20 protein-coding genes are annotated in these 17,871 nt (G+C 42.9%); 10 read left to right on the top strand and 10 right to left on the bottom strand.

The genetic code is table 11. The features are described from left to right. Positions 1-27: 27 nt before the first annotated feature. Both panB and NAF19_RS22495 read left to right on the top strand, forming a co-directional pair. On the top strand, positions 28-843 hold the full coding sequence (panB, locus tag NAF19_RS22500; RefSeq protein ID WP_252792597.1) for a 3-methyl-2-oxobutanoate hydroxymethyltransferase: 816 nt from the start codon (positions 28-30) through the stop codon (positions 841-843). 98 nt (positions 844-941) lie between these two features. Then, entirely contained in the window at positions 942-1,676 is a 735-nt protein-coding gene (locus tag NAF19_RS22495) for an RluA family pseudouridine synthase (RefSeq protein WP_252792596.1), read from the top strand. A gap of 15 nt (positions 1,677-1,691) precedes the next feature. On the opposite strand, the gene NAF19_RS22490 is transcribed toward NAF19_RS22495, so the two are convergent. From NAF19_RS22490 to NAF19_RS22470, 5 genes are all read right to left on the bottom strand, one after another. Then, entirely contained in the window at positions 1,692-2,087 is a 396-nt protein-coding gene (locus NAF19_RS22490) for a hypothetical protein (RefSeq protein ID WP_252792595.1), read from the bottom strand. Between the two features lie 134 nt (positions 2,088-2,221). Then, positions 2,222-3,343 (bottom strand): zinc-dependent alcohol dehydrogenase family protein, encoded by a 1,122-nt coding sequence (locus NAF19_RS22485; RefSeq protein WP_252792594.1) that lies wholly within the window; start codon positions 3,341-3,343, stop codon positions 2,222-2,224. A gap of 106 nt (positions 3,344-3,449) precedes the next feature. After that, on the bottom strand, positions 3,450-4,406 hold the full coding sequence (locus tag NAF19_RS22480) for a TolB family protein (protein WP_252792593.1): 957 nt from the start codon (positions 4,404-4,406) through the stop codon (positions 3,450-3,452). 119 nt (positions 4,407-4,525) lie between these two features. Then, the gene (gene yiaK / locus NAF19_RS22475) at positions 4,526-5,380 is read right to left on the bottom strand and encodes a 3-dehydro-L-gulonate 2-dehydrogenase (protein WP_252792592.1); all 855 of its coding nucleotides are present in this window, start codon (positions 5,378-5,380) and stop codon (positions 4,526-4,528) included. Continuing rightward, positions 5,377-5,517: a hypothetical protein gene (locus NAF19_RS22470; RefSeq protein ID WP_252792591.1), complete on the bottom strand. Its 141-nt coding sequence runs from the start codon at positions 5,515-5,517 to the stop codon at positions 5,377-5,379. Before NAF19_RS22470 ends, yiaK begins: the two co-directional genes overlap by 4 nt. 198 nt (positions 5,518-5,715) lie before the next feature. Here NAF19_RS22470 and NAF19_RS22465 point away from each other — a divergent pair, with 198 nt between their 5' ends. Further along, positions 5,716-6,210: a hypothetical protein gene (locus NAF19_RS22465; RefSeq protein WP_252792590.1), complete on the top strand. Its 495-nt coding sequence runs from the start codon at positions 5,716-5,718 to the stop codon at positions 6,208-6,210. A gap of 211 nt (positions 6,211-6,421) precedes the next feature. Beyond that, positions 6,422-7,000: a phosphoribosylglycinamide formyltransferase gene (gene purN, locus NAF19_RS22460; RefSeq protein ID WP_252792589.1), complete on the top strand. Its 579-nt coding sequence runs from the start codon at positions 6,422-6,424 to the stop codon at positions 6,998-7,000. Positions 7,001-7,066: 66 nt separating this feature from the next. On the opposite strand, the gene NAF19_RS22455 is transcribed toward purN, so the two are convergent. From NAF19_RS22455 to NAF19_RS22445, 3 genes are all read right to left on the bottom strand, one after another. Beyond that, the gene (locus tag NAF19_RS22455) at positions 7,067-7,465 is read right to left on the bottom strand and encodes a hypothetical protein (protein ID WP_252792588.1); all 399 of its coding nucleotides are present in this window, start codon (positions 7,463-7,465) and stop codon (positions 7,067-7,069) included. Positions 7,466-7,571: 106 nt separating this feature from the next. After that, entirely contained in the window at positions 7,572-7,871 is a 300-nt protein-coding gene (locus NAF19_RS22450; RefSeq protein ID WP_252792587.1) for a type II toxin-antitoxin system RelE/ParE family toxin, read from the bottom strand. Further along, positions 7,861-8,103, bottom strand: a complete 243-nt coding sequence (locus tag NAF19_RS22445; RefSeq protein ID WP_252792586.1) for a hypothetical protein — start codon at positions 8,101-8,103, stop codon at positions 7,861-7,863. Before NAF19_RS22445 ends, NAF19_RS22450 begins: the two co-directional genes overlap by 11 nt. 184 nt (positions 8,104-8,287) lie before the next feature. Between NAF19_RS22445 and purH the strand changes: the two genes are divergently transcribed. The 6 genes from purH (at position 8,288) to rodA (ending at position 15,692) form a co-directional block, all read left to right on the top strand. Then, the gene (gene purH / locus NAF19_RS22440) at positions 8,288-9,814 is read left to right on the top strand and encodes a bifunctional phosphoribosylaminoimidazolecarboxamide formyltransferase/IMP cyclohydrolase (RefSeq protein WP_252792585.1); all 1,527 of its coding nucleotides are present in this window, start codon (positions 8,288-8,290) and stop codon (positions 9,812-9,814) included. Positions 9,815-9,953: 139 nt separating this feature from the next. Next, complete coding sequence (locus NAF19_RS22435) at positions 9,954-10,976, top strand: rod shape-determining protein (protein ID WP_073405201.1); 1,023 nt, start codon at positions 9,954-9,956, stop codon at positions 10,974-10,976. A gap of 115 nt (positions 10,977-11,091) precedes the next feature. Continuing rightward, complete coding sequence (gene mreC / locus NAF19_RS22430; RefSeq protein ID WP_252792584.1) at positions 11,092-11,925, top strand: rod shape-determining protein MreC; 834 nt, start codon at positions 11,092-11,094, stop codon at positions 11,923-11,925. Continuing rightward, a complete protein-coding gene (gene mreD, locus NAF19_RS22425) occupies positions 11,918-12,436 on the top strand; it encodes a rod shape-determining protein MreD (RefSeq protein WP_252792583.1) in 519 nt (172 codons plus the stop codon). The genes mreC and mreD overlap by 8 nt, the downstream gene beginning before the upstream one ends. Then, the gene (gene mrdA / locus NAF19_RS22420) at positions 12,433-14,433 is read left to right on the top strand and encodes a penicillin-binding protein 2 (protein ID WP_252792582.1); all 2,001 of its coding nucleotides are present in this window, start codon (positions 12,433-12,435) and stop codon (positions 14,431-14,433) included. The genes mreD and mrdA overlap by 4 nt, the downstream gene beginning before the upstream one ends. Next, entirely contained in the window at positions 14,430-15,692 is a 1,263-nt protein-coding gene (rodA, locus tag NAF19_RS22415) for a rod shape-determining protein RodA (protein WP_252792581.1), read from the top strand. Before mrdA ends, rodA begins: the two co-directional genes overlap by 4 nt. A gap of 52 nt (positions 15,693-15,744) precedes the next feature. Here rodA and NAF19_RS22410 read toward each other — a convergent pair whose 3' ends face one another. After that, a complete protein-coding gene (locus NAF19_RS22410) occupies positions 15,745-16,665 on the bottom strand; it encodes an Rpn family recombination-promoting nuclease/putative transposase (protein ID WP_252792580.1) in 921 nt (306 codons plus the stop codon). Between the two features lie 77 nt (positions 16,666-16,742). Continuing rightward, complete coding sequence (locus NAF19_RS22405; protein WP_252792579.1) at positions 16,743-17,870, bottom strand: DUF8457 domain-containing protein; 1,128 nt, start codon at positions 17,868-17,870, stop codon at positions 16,743-16,745. Position 17,871 lies beyond the last annotated feature (1 nt).

Here is a 17,871-nt window from a genome sequence, read left to right as displayed (position 1 = left end):
CCTTTGTACCGCACAAAACCATAACCCATGTCTGTTCATAAAGAGGTTAAAAGAATTACCACGCATATTTTGCAGGAAATGAAAAACCGTGGCGAAAAGATCGCCATGCTTACTGCGTACGACTTTTCGATGGCGGCCATCGTTGATGAAGCCGGTACCGACATTATACTGGTGGGCGATTCGGCATCAAACGTTATGGCCGGGCACGAAACTACGTTACCTATAACCCTCGACCAAATGATTTACCACGCATCATCAGTGGTGCGGGCGGCAAAAAGGGCCCTGGTTATTGTCGATTTACCTTTTGGTTCGTACCAGGGTAATTCAAAAGAGGCGCTTAATTCGGCTATCCGCATAATGAAGGAGTCGGGTGCGCACGGTGTAAAAATGGAGGGCGGTGTTGAAATTGCAGAATCGGTTACCCGTATACTTACTGCCGGCATCCCGGTTATGGGGCATTTGGGGCTTACGCCGCAATCTATCTATAAATTTGGCACTTACACGGTTAGGGCTAAACAGGAGGCAGAGGCGCAAAAACTGCGCGAGGATGCATTAAAACTACAGGAGTTGGGCTGCTTCTCGATAGTATTGGAAAAAATACCGGCGTTACTGGCCAAACAGGTTAGCGAAAGCCTGAGCATACCAACCATTGGGATAGGCGCCGGTCAGCATTGTGACGGGCAGGTATTGGTAATACACGACATGCTGGGCATCAATAAAGGGTTTTCGCCCCGTTTTTTGCGTAAGTATGCCGATTTGCACCAGGTAATGAACGATGCTATCCAGAATTATGTTACTGATGTAAAAGCCAAAACCTTCCCCAACGAGAAGGAGGAATATTAGGAGGAAGTTCATGGTTGATGGTTCATAGTTCATGGCCGCTGCAACTTGCAACTTAGCTATCAGCTACCCATTCTGCTATGAACTATGAACTATGAACTATGAACCACCCCAAAGTCAACATAAAATATATTAACCACGACATCACCGACGATGATATCCTTTACGAGGATAACCACCTTATTGCAGTTAATAAACGGGCAGGCGATATAGTGCAGGTTGATGATACGGGCGATGAATCACTGGATGATAAGGTAAAAAAGTACATCGCCAAAAAGTATAACAAACCCAATGGCGCATTTTTAGGCGTAGTGCACAGGTTGGACAGGCCAGTGAGCGGGGTTATTCTGTTTGCTAAAACCAGCAAGGCGCTTGAGCGCATAAACGCCATGTTTAAAGGCCGCGAAATGCACAAAACTTATTATGCCGTGGTGCGAAACCGCCCACAGCCATCCGCGGGTAACCTGGTACATTGGTTGGTAAAAAATCCGCAGAAAAACGTTACTAAAGCACATGATAAAGAGGTGCAGGGCAGCCAACGTGCCGAACTTAACTACAAATTGGTTGCTGAACTTGGTGGCTATTACTTAATAGAGGTTGATCCTATAACCGGCCGTCCGCACCAGATACGCGTACAGCTATCAACCCTGGGTTGCCCCATTGTTGGCGATAACAAATATGGCTATCCCCGTGGCAGCCTGCGCAAAAGTATCAGCTTACATGCCCGGCGGCTGGAGTTTATTCATCCTATAAAAAAAGAACCTATTGTAATTATTGCACCGGTGCCTAAGGATGGTTTTTGGGAGAGATTTGAAGGGATGATGGTAGGGGAGTAGTTATACGTCTCCGATTTACAACACTTTGTTTTTATCGCTTTTAAATGGAATAGCCGACACTTGGTAGTCATCTTCATAAATAATATACCCGGGATTTTTTGAGGTAAACCGTTCGATAACCATATCGTATTTTTCCAATATTTTCATAATCTCGTTTGTTTTACGCAAATGTTCTTTTGCGGTATCCTTAAACCATGATAGAGATATTGGTGCAGGGTTTTTGTTGGTAGCATTCGAGAATTTAGTGGGCCTATCCAAATTGTTATTAAACCATTTATTTAGTGCTTTTAGGTCCCGAACATCTTCGTCATTTGTTAACGGATATTCGCACAAATAACGGAGCGCGTGGAAAAAGCCTGTTTCGTTTTCGCCGTCTTCATTAATAAATTGAGTTATAAAACGGATGTACATTTTAAGTCTTAGAAGCTAACATCCCAATATATAATTTTAACAGCGCACGGCAAGTTTTAAAATTAAAAAGTCCTGAGCCAACAGCTAAACAGCTATCGACTCAAGACTTTCGACTATAGACTTTGGACTAAAATTTATTCGTTCGTTAAAATAACCTTCAACGCTTTCTCCTTGGCTGCATTGCCGAATGTATCATAAGCAGCCACCACATCGCTTAACTTGAAATGATGCGTGATAAGCCTGCTTGGCTGCAATTTATTTGATTGTACCGTTTTTAACAACATTGGAGTGGTAACAGTATCAACCAGCCTGGTGGTTATGGTTATATTTTTTGCCCACAAAGTTTCAAGGTGCAGCGTTGCGCTTTTACCGTGAACACCTATGTTGGCAACATGCCCGCCTGGTGCAATAATTTCGGTACAAAGCTCAAAGGTTTCGGGTATGCCAACAGCCTCTATAGCCACATCAACACCTTTGCCGCCTGTACGGCTCATCAGTTTTTCAAGTACATTTTCCTGCGAACCGTTAATGGTTTGCGTTGCACCGAATGTTTTGGCAACGTCGAGCCGGTTTTGGTCGGGGTCAATCATAATAATCTCGGCTGGTGAGTAAAACTGTGCAGTAAGCAAAGCCGCTATACCTATAGGGCCAGAGCCTACTATAGCTACGGTATCGCCGGGTTTTACCTGTCCGTTTAATACGCCGCACTCAAAGCCAGTTGGTAAAATATCACTCAACATAACCAAAGCTTCTTCGTCAGCACCTGCCGGGATAGGATAGAGGCTGTTGTCAGCATGTGGTATCCGTACATATTCAGCCTGTGTGCCATCAATAAGGTTTCCCAGTATCCAGCCGCCATCTTCGCAATGCGAATACATGCCTTTTTTACAAAAACTACACTTGCCGCACGATGTTATGCACGATATCAGCACATGGTCGCCTTTTTTAAAGGTACTCACAGCTGTACCAACTTCTTCAATCACGCCAACACCTTCGTGCCCGATTATCCTGCCGTTTGTAACGGTCGGTACGTCGCCTTTCATAATGTGCAGGTCGGTGCCGCAAATAGTTGTTTTATAGATTTTTACAATAGCATCGGTAGCTTTCGTTATTGTGGGCATCGGTTTGTCTTCCCATGCCTTTTTGCCGGGCCCATGATACACCAGGGCCTTCATAGTTTTTACCGGGCTATTTGCCAGCAATTTTGCTTCGGGTTGTACTTTATTTGCAACCGCTTCCTCTATTAATGCTTCCATAATTTTATCTTTTGACTATAAGTGATGATAAAACAAAGATGCACCGGGAACGAGCTTTAAAATATGACAGTTGTCACCTTAAAAAGTGATATTTGAGATACGTTTACTACAAGCCATGTGCTTTTAATACCTTACTTATATCTACCTGCCAAATGTACTGGTCGGTATTAACAGTTACCCCGGCTGCATTGCGCTGGTTGCTGAAATAAAGCGTCTTTAAATCGGGGGACAAACGGGCCTCAACGCCGAATACTTTATCCGAAATCAGCTGGCGTAAATCGAGCGGTTCGCTCCAACCCTTAGGGGTGCGGAAAACAATAAACAAGTCGGCAGTATGAGGTAACGCAGGTGGCCTGCCTGATGAAAAAATAAGGAACGACTCATCGGGAGCAACTACGGGGTCAACATCGCCATAAGCATCAATGCTGAATGACGGGCGCACAGGTGTTTGGTATTCCCCGTTTTTATATTGCGAGCGGCGGATGTGGAACCGGCCAGAGGTATCGGGCAGCATAAAATAAACGCTGCCATCGGCAGTAATGGCCGGGCTGAAGATCGAATTGTTTTGGTTAATCACATCGGGTAAGCGCTGTGGTTCGCCCCAGCCTTTTTTTGTAAGGTCAACCTTCCACAGGTTGCCGCCATTGCCGGGGTAGTTTTTTTTACTCCAATAACCGTCAATTATCTTGCCGTCTGCAGTTGCCGGGCGATTGGATGCGAACACTATGTATTTGCCGTTTGGCGCAAATGCAGGTTCAAGGTTGTGGAAGCCACCGCAAAACGGGGCAATAACCGGCTCAGTCCATTTGTTATCCATATAACAGGAAACCATTATGGTTATATCCTTTACAGGCGCTGCACCAAAATAAACCGATTTGCCATCGGACGAAAACGCGGGAGCAGCATCCCTGTTAGCCACGCCGGGAATTTCACCAGGAGCGAAAGCCTTTACTTCAGCCCAATACTTATTGGTATCGGCGGAGATAGTAATGGCATTGGCTTCAGCTTTTACAAAAGCGGCGGCAAGTAGCGCTGGTGTAAATAGTTTTGCAATTTTTTTCATTCGGGTCAGTTTTATTTCAAACTAAATACCGGATGTTATTTTAGGCGGGGAAACTATTTAAATAGGGTAGGGATTATTTTTAATGGATTGGGGAGAATGCTCAATTATGCGTTATTGTATTAGAGAGATCTCACCTTCGCCCAAATCCTTTCATCCACCAACACGCCTTCTTTCAAACTCTTCTCCCTTGTTCGTAACGTGTTTTCGCCCGGGTAGGAGATAGCGCCGCCCGCATGTTCAGGCCGGCTGGCTTTGGTGTAGGCAATTATTTCTTCAATAGCCTGTTGGGTGTATGAATTGTCTTCAGGCTTTATGCAGATAAACACTTGCGATACGCCCGACTCACTTTCGCTTTCAGTAATTTTTGCGGTCGATTTTCCCTGGCTAAGCACAGTTGCTAACAAATCCAACACTAATGACAGCCCGGAACCTTTCCAGAACCCCACAGGCAGCAGCCTTTTTGATTCCAGTATTTCGGTGGCATTGCTGCTTAAATTTCCATCAGCATCGTATCCACCGGGCAGGGGCAGCCCTTCATTATTGTTTTTATATTGGTTTAGTTTACCAACCGAATACTGAGAAATGGCCATATCCAACACCACATGCCCGCCTTTGCGTGGTATAGCTATAACCAAAGGGTTGTTACCAAGCCGTGGGTCAATGCCACCCCAGGGCGGCAGGTTGGCAATGGTGTTGGTGAAGCAAATACCGATCAGTCCGGCTTCGGCGGCTTGCCAGCCGTAAGCTCCGGCACGCATCCAGTGGTTGGTGTTTTTAAGGGCTACGCACCCGATGCCGTTTGTATTAGCCAGGTACATGGCCCTGTTCATACAAAAACGTGCGTTCAAAATTCCAGGCCCCAGGTTACCATTCCATTGTTCCAGCGAGCCAAAAGCAGTGTCTTTTGTCGGTTCCGCATCCGGTATTACCAAACCCTCCTTTACAAACTCAACAAAAACCGGGAAACGGTTCAATCCATGTGTATATATAGACCATCACGACTGTTCTCCGCAAAAATAGTGGCGCAAAGGTTTGCCTTCTTCTCGGGAAAATCTAATGAAAGCAATACCCGTTTAAATTCGGATCGCAGGGTTTCAAATGGGATACGCATTTTTGAGTTGATTGAGTTAGATTGGGTTGATTAAGTTGATTGGGTTAGAATTGAAAAGCCCTATCAAAACTAACAAACTTTTTCTTTCGGTCTTCCGGACTTCCCCGACTTTCGGACTTCCCAACAATAATAATCTACTAAATCTGTTTAATCCAAATAATCTGCGGCCAAATTTTTATTTTTGCCGATATACGACTGATGAAGAAAAGATATCCGTTTTTAGCTGCTTTAATTATACTGGGATTGATTATTAACTCCTGTAAAAAAACAGGGCAAACCCCCATCGCAACTTTATTTACCGGCGGTACCTGGAAACTGGCCTCGATAGAAGTAAAAGAGTTTGTTGGCAACCAGGGTGTTAAAGACACCACCATGAACGATACCTGTTCGCAGTACTTTACATTTAATCTTGATAAAACCTGTACGTATACCAACTTCAACTGCATGACTCAAACTGTAAAAGGCAATTGGTCGCTTACCCAAAACCAGCTTTTTTTAAATGCAGATGTAACTTTGAAGGATACTTCCAAAAGCGGGAGTTCACAGCCCTTTATTAATACCCAGATTCAAACCCTCGGGCAGTATTCAATGGTGTTAAACACGGGCGATATTGCACCCAACTATTCGCTAACACAGCACCGCAGAATTGTAGTATACGGGTTTGTTCGCCAAACCAGTGTTAGCACCAATTAATAATCACCGCTTGTTTTCATGTAAGGAAATCCTGCGTAATTAATAATTAAAAAATGGCCTAAATACTGTTTAGGAAACAATTATTGCAAGGAAAACCATATATTTGACATGTTGTAACTGCTATATGTAACCAAAATGTTACCTTCAAAAATCATTTGTTGGTGTTTACATACGGATAGAACCCATTACGATTTATTAGGATAAGTTTTTGATGAAAAGAAGAATTGCAATTTTTGCTTCAGGATCGGGATCAAATGCTCAAAAAATAATGGAGCATTTTAAGCGTAATCCGGAGGCCGAAGTAGTTTTGATATTAACTAACAATCCGCAGGCCTACGTTTTGCAAAGGGCCGATAATTTTGAAATTCCCTCACATATTTTTACCAGGCACGAGTTTTATGATACCGACGACGTTATCAGGCTGCTGAAAAACCTGCAGGTTGATTTAATTGTGCTTGCAGGCTTCCTTTGGCTGGTGCCAGTGTCGCTGTTAAATGCTTTTCCTAATAAAATAATTAACCTCCATCCTGCACTGTTGCCAAAACACGGCGGCAAAGGCATGTATGGCGATCACGTGCACAAAGCAGTACTTGCCGAAGGCGATGACGAATCGGGTATTACCATCCATTTTGTGAGTGACCAATTTGATGAAGGTGAAATAATCCACCAATCGCGCTTTAAAGTTGAGCCAGGTGATAACCTGGAGGTTATTAAATTTAAGGGTCAGCAACTCGAACATCAGCACTTCCCAAGGGTGATTGAAAGTTTGCTGAAGAAAATGAAGAGTTAGGTATAGTGATTGCTTAATTGGAGATTAGGCTTATCAGGTGTCTTTATCCTTCCCCCGGTCGAGATTTTACCTTGTTTTGCTAAACCTCTGTCCACAACCTTCAGTGCAAAAAACTGGGCCGGCAGGGCTCATTTGCAGCACACCATTTGTTATTTTATAGGCATAGTTTTCAACTGAGTTAGTTTTTGAAGTAATTGCCAGTGTGACAGAATCTTTTACAACATAGCTAACGTCATTGGGAAAGGCAGTACCATTCAACGTCCCATTAGTATTAAAAATAACATAAGGTGTATTAGTTTTCGCCACGGGGAGGTATTTACCGCTACCATCTCCTGGGTCGGCATATGTTTCACTTAGCTTCCATCTGCCGGTAAGTGTGTTATCAACAACTCCGGAATTGTCTTTTTTGCAGGTTATTAAAAATAATCCTAAAAATAACAGTAAGGTAAAGGATAAAGTCTTCATGATCGCTATTTTAAAGTCATTACGGTGGGGTATGGCCGAATGCTACACCATCCTGAAGTTATTTTAAAAGAGTAAGAGTCTCTTCGACTTCGAATAATGAGGTTGTCTAAGAAAGTAGTGAGCCATGAATTATCTCATAGACTATTAAATCTCCATTTTTTATTTTGAACGCGATTACCCAATCATTAAAGCGGGTACAGGAGTAACCGCGGGTGGCTAGCATTGGATGATTACAAAACGAGTATTGTACACCAGGAACCGCCAACTTTTCAATAGCTAATTTGAATTTTAGAGCATACTTTGCGCCGCTACCTGGTGTGTTTTTTGACTCTACAAAATCAGCAATAGCATCAATAACCCGCATTGCTTTGGGTAAGATTTTGACAACCAAACTATCACTTTGCATTAAGATATTTGGAAAAAGCTTTTTCTAAATTAATTGGCTCTTCATCAATGTCTTTTGCGAGGTATGCAGTTAGTTCCTCATCGGTTGCTTTCCGGCCTATTCCGCTGACCATTGCGTTTACATCCAACTCTTCAAAACTTTGGGTGGTTGCAGATAATCCAAGTCCTTCAACAAATTGCTTTATCAAAGAAATTTTTTTAGCAGAGTCCGATTTAATGATTAACGTAGTCATAAATCTAAGTTAGGGCTTTTATTTTTATTAAAAAAATAAGAGAAAAAGATAATCATCACAGGGATAGAAAAGACATGTTTTATCTAAATTATTAATACCGAAAAAAACTTTAAAAAAACTGCCATTTTACCCCCAATCTCTAATCACTAATCCCTACCTTTGCGGCTCAAAAAACATCCTGTAAATGAGCGAGTCAGTGCAAATAAAAAATGCTTTAATATCAGTTTATTATAAAGATAATTTAGAGCCGATAATCCACGAGTTAAACCGCCTTGGCGTTAACATATATTCAACCGGCGGAACAGAAACTTTTATCCGCAATTTAGGCGTAAACGTAATACCGGTCGAAGACCTTACATCATACCCATCTATACTTGGTGGTCGCGTTAAAACACTGCACCCCAAGATTTTCGGCGGCATTTTGGCCCGTAGAAATTTTGCACCCGATGAGCAGCACCTGGCGCAGTACGAAATACCCGAAATTGATTTGGTGATCGTTGATTTATATCCATTCGAAGAAACCGTAATGTCGAACGCTGAAGAGGACGAGATTATCGAAAAAATCGATATCGGCGGCATTTCATTAATCCGTGCGGCAGCTAAAAACTTTAAAGATGTGGTGATAGTTGCGTCCAAAAAAGATTACTCAGTATTGGAAGATTTATTGAAAACGCAGGGTGGCACAACAACTATCGACCAGCGCCGTTCGTTTGCCCACAAGGCGTTTAACATTTCGTCAAACTACGATACAGCTATTTATAAATATTTTAACCGCGAGGAGCCTCTGCCGGTATTTAAAGAAAGCATACAAACCAGCCAGGTTTTGCGTTATGGCGAAAATCCGCACCAGGGCGGCGTGTTTTATGGTGAGCTCGACCGCATGTTTACCAAACTGCACGGTAAAGAATTATCATACAATAACCTGGTTGACGTTGATGCAGCTGTAAATTTAATTGATGAATTTACCGAACCGACTATTGCCATTTTAAAACATACCAATGCCTGCGGTATAGCATCGCGCAATTTTATAAAAGAAGCCTGGGTTGACGCTTTAGCTTGTGACCCGGTATCAGCATTTGGTGGTGTAATAATTGCCAACGACGAAATTGATTCAGAAACAGCTACCGAAATCAGCAAAATATTTTACGAGGTGCTGATAGCCCCGGCCTTTACCGATGAAGCTGTTGCTATACTAAAAGAGAAAAAGAACCGTATTATACTGATTCGCCAGGTAGTTGAATTGCCGGTAAAGCAATTTAAAACACTGTTGAACGGAATTATTGAGCAGGATAAGGACGCTGTAATTGAAGGCCCGGAGCAAATGACGCCGGTTACCGACAGGAAGCCGACTGATCACGAGCTAAAGGATTTGTTTTTTGCCAACAAGGTGGTAAAGCATACCAAGTCGAACACTATTGTGTTTGCAAAAAATGGTCAGTTAATGGCAAGCGGGGTAGGCCAAACCTCACGGGTCGACTCTTTAAAGCAGGCGGTGATTAAGGCAAATAGCTTTGGGTTTGATTTGAACGGGGCGGTAATGGCGTCTGATGCTTTTTTTCCTTTTCCCGATTGTGTTGAACTGGCTGCGGAGGCAGGTATTACCGCTGTGTTACAACCAGGTGGCTCAATAAACGATAAGCTTTCCGTTGAAATGTGTAATCAAAAAAACATTTCGATGGTTACTACCGGCGTACGCCATTTTAAACACTAATGGATAGTGAGTTGTTGATTAAGTGAGTTGTTGATTAGGTTGTAAGTATTTAAATAAAAAACCATTCACCCAATCAACTTAATGCAACTTATTCAACTATATTTATCAATTTTGCAGCATATTTTTGAAATAAAACTAAATGGGTTTATTTAATTTTTTTACACAGGAAATCGCCATCGATTTAGGTACAGCAAATACCCTCATTATACATAACGATAAAGTTGTTGTCGACGAACCGTCGATTGTAGCTTTTGACCGCACCACCAATAAAGTTATTGCCATTGGCCGGCAGGCCATGCAAATGGAAGGCAAAACCCACGATAATATCCGCACGGTTCGTCCGCTTAAAGATGGTGTAATTGCCGACTTTAACGCTGCTGAGCACATGATACGCGGCATGATAAAAATGATTAACCAGGGCAAAGGGTGGTTTTTTCCATCGTTGCGTATGGTGATCTGTATTCCATCAGGTATTACCGAGGTTGAAAAACGTGCCGTACGCGACTCAGCAGAAATTGCCGGCGCCAAGGAAGTTTACCTTATACACGAGCCAATGGCCGCAGCCGTAGGTATCGGTATTGATGTGGAGGAACCAATGGGTAACATGATCATCGATATCGGTGGTGGTACTACCGAGATCGCAGTAATCGCGTTATCAGGTATCGTTTGCGACCAGTCTATCCGTGTGGCAGGGGACAACTTCGACTCTGACATTGTACAATACATCCGCCGTCAGCACAACATCATGATTGGTGACCGTACGGCAGAGAAAATAAAAATCGAAGTTGGCGCTGCATTGCCAGAGCTTGCCGACCCACCAACCGACTTTGCTGTACAGGGCCGCGATTTAATGACCGGTGTGCCAAAACAGATAATGGTTTCATACTCTGAGATTGCACATTGTTTGGATAAGTCGATTTCGAAGATTGAAGAAGCGATTTTAAAAGCGCTTGAAATTACGCCGCCCGAGCTTTCGGCAGATATTTATCAAACCGGTATATACTTAACAGGTGGCGGTGCATTACTGCGCGGACTTGACAAACGTATAGCCGCCAAAACCAAACTGCCGGTGCACGTAGCCGAAGACCCGTTGCGCGCCGTAGTACGCGGAACCGGCACAGCTTTGAAGAATATTGGTAATTTTAAATTCTTAATGCAGTAGGTTAGAGCCAGGAATCAAGAGTTAAGAATCAAGATAAAAGACGAAAATCTTTCTGCTATCCTGGTTCCTGGCTCTTGGCTCTTGATTCTAATCTCCAATTAACTTATCTCTAACAATGCGCAACCTGCTGATATTTATAACTAAATACAACGCATTCTTTTTGTTCATAATTTTCGAGGTTGCTTCGCTTATAATTTATATCAAATACAACTCGTTTCAGAAAGCCAGCTTTATTAACTCGTCCAACGAAGTTACCGGTGGCTTTTACGCCAAAATGAGCGAGTTTAACAGCTACCTGAAGTTAAAGGAAGAAAATGATGAGCTTGCCCGCGAAAACTCCCGGCTGCGCAACCAGCTCAAGTCGTCGTTTTATGTGGATACGGTAAACAAACACAAGGTAACCGACACTATTTATAAACGGCAGTACGAATACATAGTTGCAAGGGTGATAAACAATTCAACAAACCACGCCAATAACTACCTTACCATTAATAAAGGCAGCCAGCAAGGTATTGCGAAAGGCATGGGCGTAATGTGCAATTTGGGCATTGTAGGTAAAGTTATTATTGTTTCAGAACACTTCTCGGTAATACAGTCACTGCTGCATAAAGATTCGCAGTTTAGCGCTATGCTGGCTAATAATAAAGAGATCGGCACCATTGAGTGGGGCGATGATTTAAATCCACATAAGGGCATTTTAAAGGATGTATCCAACAACGCTGTGCCAAAGGTAGGCGAGCAGGTGGTAACATCGGGATATTCGCTTTTTCCAACGGGTATACCCATCGGGAAGATAAGTAACCTGCATACCAAGGCAGGGGGCTATGCACTTAACATGGAAGTTGCCCTGGCTGTGGACTTTAGCAAGCTGCAATATGTTGATGTTATAAATAACAAATTTGCTACGGAGCAGGAGGGATTGGAGGCCCAGCAAAAAAAGGATGAGTAGGAACATCATAATCAACCTTATCAGGTTTTTGGTATTGGTTTTTATACAGGTTTTTTTATTGAAGAATATAAGCCTGTATAATTTTTCGACCCCATATTTTTATATCCTTTTTATTTTACTGCTGCCGTTTGAAACACCAAACGTATTGCTCTTCGCGCTGGCATTTATATTAGGCCTTACCATTGATGCTTTTTACGATACGCCCGGGCTGCATGCAGCCGCCTGTGTGATACTGGCATTTGTACGTATTATTTTTATCAGCATTACCGTTCAAAAAGATGGCTTTGATAATGAGCCCGAGCCTACCCTGGGAATTATGGGGCTGCGATGGTTTATTACCTATGCTTCCGTATTAACCCTTGTTCACCATTTCTTTCTCTTCAACCTTGAAGCTTTCAGCCTTTCGCAATTGGAATTTACAATAAGCCGTGTTTTATTGAGTTCATTATTTACCGTGTTTTTAATGTTAATTTCGGGGCTGTTATTTTTCAAGAGGAAAGAGCGTAAATGAATAGATTTTTTGAGCGGCGCTACGTTATTGCCGGAATTTTCATAACCATCGTCATCATTCTGCTTGCCAGGCTATTTTATATGCAGGTGATTGATGACCGGTACGCCATATACGCCGGTAAAAATGTTTTAAGACAAACTATCCAATACCCTGCCCGTGGCCCCATCCTCGATCGAAACGGGAAAGTGCTGGTATTAAACGAGCCTTTTTACGATATTGTGGTTGAACCGCGTAAAGTGAAACCCTTTGATACCCTTGCCCTTTGTAAACTGCTGGGGATTGACAAGGCCGAATTTGATAAACGCTGGATAAAGGCCTGTAAATTTGGTCAAACAACGGCATCTGTTTTTGAGAAACAACTTACCCCCGAAGTATATGCTGCGGTGCAGGAAAGATTATCTGAGTTTCCGGGCTTTAGCTCCATAACCAGGTACCTGCGCACCTATCCCGACTCGGTAGCTGCTCATTTCCTGGGTTTTATTGGCGAGGTAAAAGAACCGGATATCAAACGCTCAAACGGCTATTACCACCAGGGCGATTTTATTGGTATAACCGGGGTAGAGAAATCATACGAAACTGTGCTTCGCGGTCAGCGGGGCGTGCTCAACCAAATGGTCGATTCACGTGGTCGTCCGAAAGGGAAATATGCCAACGGCCTATTCGATACGGCAGCAGTAGCAGGTGAACGGTTAACATCGTCGCTTGATATTAACATACAAAAGCTGGGCGAGAAACTCATGCAAAATAAGGTGGGCAGCATTGTGGCCATTGAGCCGTCGACCGGTGAAATACTTTGTTATGTAAGCGGCCCCACCTACGATCCTAATTTAATGGTAGGCCGCGAAAGAGGTAACAACGCTGCCAAAATGTATAACGATGTTTACAATCCCTTTTTTATAAGGCCGATACAGGCCAAGTATCCTCCCGGTTCGTCATTTAAACCGTTGAGCGCGCTTATTGGCTTGCAGGAAGGTATTATTACACCGCAAACTACATATTACTGCCCCGGCTACTACCAGGCCGGAAACCGGAGGGTAAAATGCAATAACGGCGAATCGCATGGTTTGGTAAACCTAAGCAGTGCAGTAGCTGAATCGTGCAACGGGTACTTTATGATGGTGTTCGAAAAAATAATAAACCGCTACGGCGGTAAGGCCACCGAAGAAGAATTTAATAAATGGCGTGACAATGTTAAAAAATTTGGTTTAGGTACCCGGCTCGATCTTGATATGCCCAGCGAAAGCCGGGGCAATGTGCCTACCTCATTATACTACGATAATATTTACCACAAAGGCGGTTGGCGTTCAAGTACGGTTATCAACGTGGCTTTTGGCCAGGGCGAGCTATTGGCAACGCCGCTGCAAATGGCCAATCTGGAATGCACCATTGCTAACGAAGGATTTTATTACAAACCACATTTGATAAAAGCAATCGGCACTCATAATGTTATCAAAAAGGAATACGCCGTAAGAAATTACGTGGGGATTGACTCTCAATATTTTCAACCGGTAATAAATGGGATGGAGGCCGTGGTTGAAAGAGGCACGGCTATTCGATCGAAAATACCCGGTATTATTATGTGCGGAAAAACAGGTACGGCACAAAATACCGGCGGTGAGTCGCACTCGGTGTTCGTTGCCTTTGCTCCGCGCGAGAATCCCAAGATAGCCATTGCCGTTATAGTTGAAAACTCGGGCGAAGGTGCACATTGGGCCGCGCCGATTGCCAGTTTTATTGTAGAAAAGTATTTAAAAGGCACTATCTCTCAGCGTGAATCTGGTATTACTGTGGAGCATTTTGCCAATGCTAATCGACTCCCCGATTCTGCTTTGTATTACAACAAGTTCAGGAGAAAGCCAGTGCCGGCTGATACGGCTAAAAAGCAAAAGAAAGATTCCCTGCAAAAAACTCAGGGACTTAAAACAGCATCGGGCAAGGGAAAAAAGGATACGGAAAATAAATCACAGGCCGCACAATTAAAAACTAAAAAGAGATGAACAACCAGCGCAGTTTCTTTTTTAACGTAGATTGGGTAACGGTGTTTATCTACTTTGCGCTTTGTGTAATCGGCTGGTTCAATATCCATTCTGCTGTATTTGATGAGCGCCACCCAAGTATTATTGACGGTGCCACCAATTATGGAAAGCAGTTTACTTTTATTATTGTATCGGTAATAGTAGGCGGCATTATCTTGCTGCTCGAGAGCAGGTTTATTACGGCTTTGGCCCCCATTTTTTATGTAGGCACCTTGCTGTTGCTGCTGCTGGTATTGGTTATTGGGCACAGGGTGGGCGGCAATATGGCCTGGATAAATCTTGGTGGCGGTTTCAGGCTGCAACCGGCAGAGTTTGCCAAGTTTTCGACCTGCCTGATTTTAGCCCGTTATTTAAGCGGCCCAAACATAAAGGTTTCCGAAATAAAGTCGTTTGCCATTGCACTGGCTATTATTGGCGTGCCCATGTTTTTGATATTGCTGCAGCCTGATATGGGTTCAACATTGGTGTTCATTTCCCTGGTTTTTGTGCTGTACCGCGAGGGACTGTCGCCATACTTTCTGATCATCGGGTTTTTGTTTATAGCATTGTTTGTGTCGGCAATATTGTTTAGTCCGCTGGCGGTAATCGGCGTAATTGTTGCAATTGTGGCACTAATTATCCTGCTGTTCAGGCGCAATAAAAGGTTGGTAACAACTTTATTGGCAGGTCTTGCCATTTGTGTTGTGTTTGTTTTAAGCGTTAAGTTTATTTACAACAGTGTGCTTAAGCCGCACCAAAAAGTGCGTATAGATATTGTACTGGGTATAAAAAGCGATTTAAAGGGCAAAGGCTATAACGTAAACCAATCAAAAATTGCAATAGGTTCCGGCAAGCTTTGGGGCAAGGGCTATTTGCATGGTACCCAAACCAAGTACTCGTTTGTGCCCGAACAAAGTACCGATTTTATTTTCTGTACCGTGGGTGAGGAGTGGGGCTTTGCCGGATCGGTAACCGTAATCGGCCTGTACCTGTTTTTAGTGCTCCGCATAATTATGCTTGCGGAGCGACAGCGATCGCCATTTTCACGAATATACGGCTATGGCGTAGCCTCGGTTATATTTTTCCACGTGATGATAAATGTCGGCATGACGATAGGCATTGTGCCCGTAATAGGTATCCCGCTGCCTTTTATCAGCTATGGCGGTTCATCGCTGATAAGCTTTACGCTATTGCTTTTTGTGCTGCTTAAACTGGATTCGAATAGAATGGGGATTGTTTAGGCAGTCTGCGAGTTGTATCTGGCGATTAGTTAAAAAAGAACTGATAGGGTGTTTACAATTTTTCTATTTCTTCAATAGATAATTTGGTGAATTTTGAAATTTGGGCAATTGGCAGACCATCTTTTTTCATTTCGCGTGCAATTTCTTTGGCTTCTTCCAATTTCCCTTTTTCAATACCTTTTTCAATACCTTTTTCAATACCTTTTTCAATACCTTTTTCGAATCCTTCCTTCAAAGCATAATCAAGTACATTTTTATTATCCCATTTGTACTTTAAACTACTATCATACATAGTTTTTTCCTCCTTAGTCAAATTAGTATATTCAGCGATATTAAACAATTTGTCAAATATCGGCTTCCGCAGATATGCCGGTATCTTATCCATATGGCTCATATTTTTTAAAACATAAAGCCACTTATCTAAATCAGTCTCTAAATCACCTTCTGTTTTAACAAATTTACGTAATTCTATGTAAGTGTAACCTAACTTGTCATAAAAAACTTCACCGGTTTCAATATTGCATAAACAAATATGATGCAGATATTCGGTACTTTTCTCTGTTTGTAATGTGAAGTCTTCCAGCAAAGCAACAAGATAAACTCCACTCAATTTATAGGCCCATTCGGTTCGCCTGCCTTTTGGGGCTTGGTCACTGATGAGCCTCGAAGTATAAAATAACGACCGTTCTTTAAAATAACCCTGCCTGCCACGCTGCACTTCTATCAAAAACTTTTCGCCGTCGTCGCCGGTACAAAGTAAGTCGAAAATAGCTGCACCCTCTTCCTTTATATCACCATGATGCTCATTTTTATCGTACACCAGATCAATGATATGCTTACGCCCCCGAAATACTTCGTTTAAAAATGCAATTAACAAATCCTTGTTGGGCTCGCTTCCAAATATCTTTTTAAAAGCAAAATCAACTAATGGATCGATATATTTACCGGGACCCGGTGTTATTTTATCAGGCATAAATAATGAAAAAATCAAGTAAAAACAGTTAGCCAACCAGTAACTTACTGCTACTTAATAACTGCAACTGTTTCAAACTAAGCATACCTCCTCCTCAACAACGCATAAAACTTCTCCGTGGTGGCTGCTTTGCCTTCCCAGTTGTTTTTGGTTACGTAGTTGGTTTTCAAAAAACGTTGGGCTTCCTCAAAAGTGTTAAAGCGGTTTAATATTTCAATAGCCTCGCTGTAGGCCAGGTTATAGCCGTTAAATAAGTCTTTTACATACAACAGCTTATCATTTAGAGTAATGGCCAGCTTGATATCGCTTATTGGCTTAATACTTGCCTGGTCGGTTTTTGAGATTGGCTTATCACCCATTTGGGCCGATATTTGCTGATTGCGCGTAATCACTTCGTCTTCGTCCTTTGCAGGTACCTTGTCATCAAGTTTCTCAACGGCCAGTTCCACAATTGGCGCTTCTTCCGGTTTTTCTTCCTCAATTTCGGCGACAGGTACCTCTTCAGGCTCAGTGGTCGCTACCTCTGCAACCGGTTGTTCAACCACTTCTTCGGCTATTGGCGGCGTTTCAATTTCCTCAACCATTTCTTCATCGGCCTTTAACTCTTCAACCAGGGGTTCAGGCTCATCTTCCCAGTTGTTAGCTTCATCCAATATCAGTTCGTGCCTTATCGTTTCAGGTTCTTCGCGAATGAATGAATAGGAATCTTCGGGAGCCTGCGAGGTAAAATCAAATACAGGTGTGCTGGCCTGCTCTTCCGGCTCCGGCTGCTTTTCTTTCTTTGCCGGTTTCTCCGCCGGAACTTCTACAACAGCTTCTACCGGTTGTTCAACTGTTTCTTCCTCCTGTTTTTCAGGTTCCGGTTCTTTGTTTACCGGGGCAGCTTCAATCAGTTTTGGTGTGGTTTTCACCGCTTTAATATCCTTCGCTCCAGGCCCCGGTTTCATTTGCTGTACCACCGGCTCAAAAAACTTTTGCTGGTAGTTAACAGGTTCCGGTTTTTCAATTAGTGCTCGCTTTGGCCTGTTTTGCAGGTTAAGCTTGCATAATATCTCAATGTGGTCGGTTAAAAAATGAGCGTTGGCAACAAACAGCTCAAGTTCCAGGTCGTTTAAATTATCAACGGTGGTTTGAAGGTAGTCGTATTGCTCACTTAGCTCTTGTATAATGCCACCTATCTTTTTAAATACTTCCTTTTGCTTCATT

The sequence above is a fragment of the Mucilaginibacter flavidus genome, assembly GCF_024055575.1.
In the GTDB taxonomy this organism is placed as follows: Bacteria; Bacteroidota; Bacteroidia; order Sphingobacteriales; family Sphingobacteriaceae; genus Mucilaginibacter; species Mucilaginibacter flavidus.
Note: the sequence above shows the minus strand (reverse complement) of the source record. Positions and strands in the feature narration are given on the sequence as shown.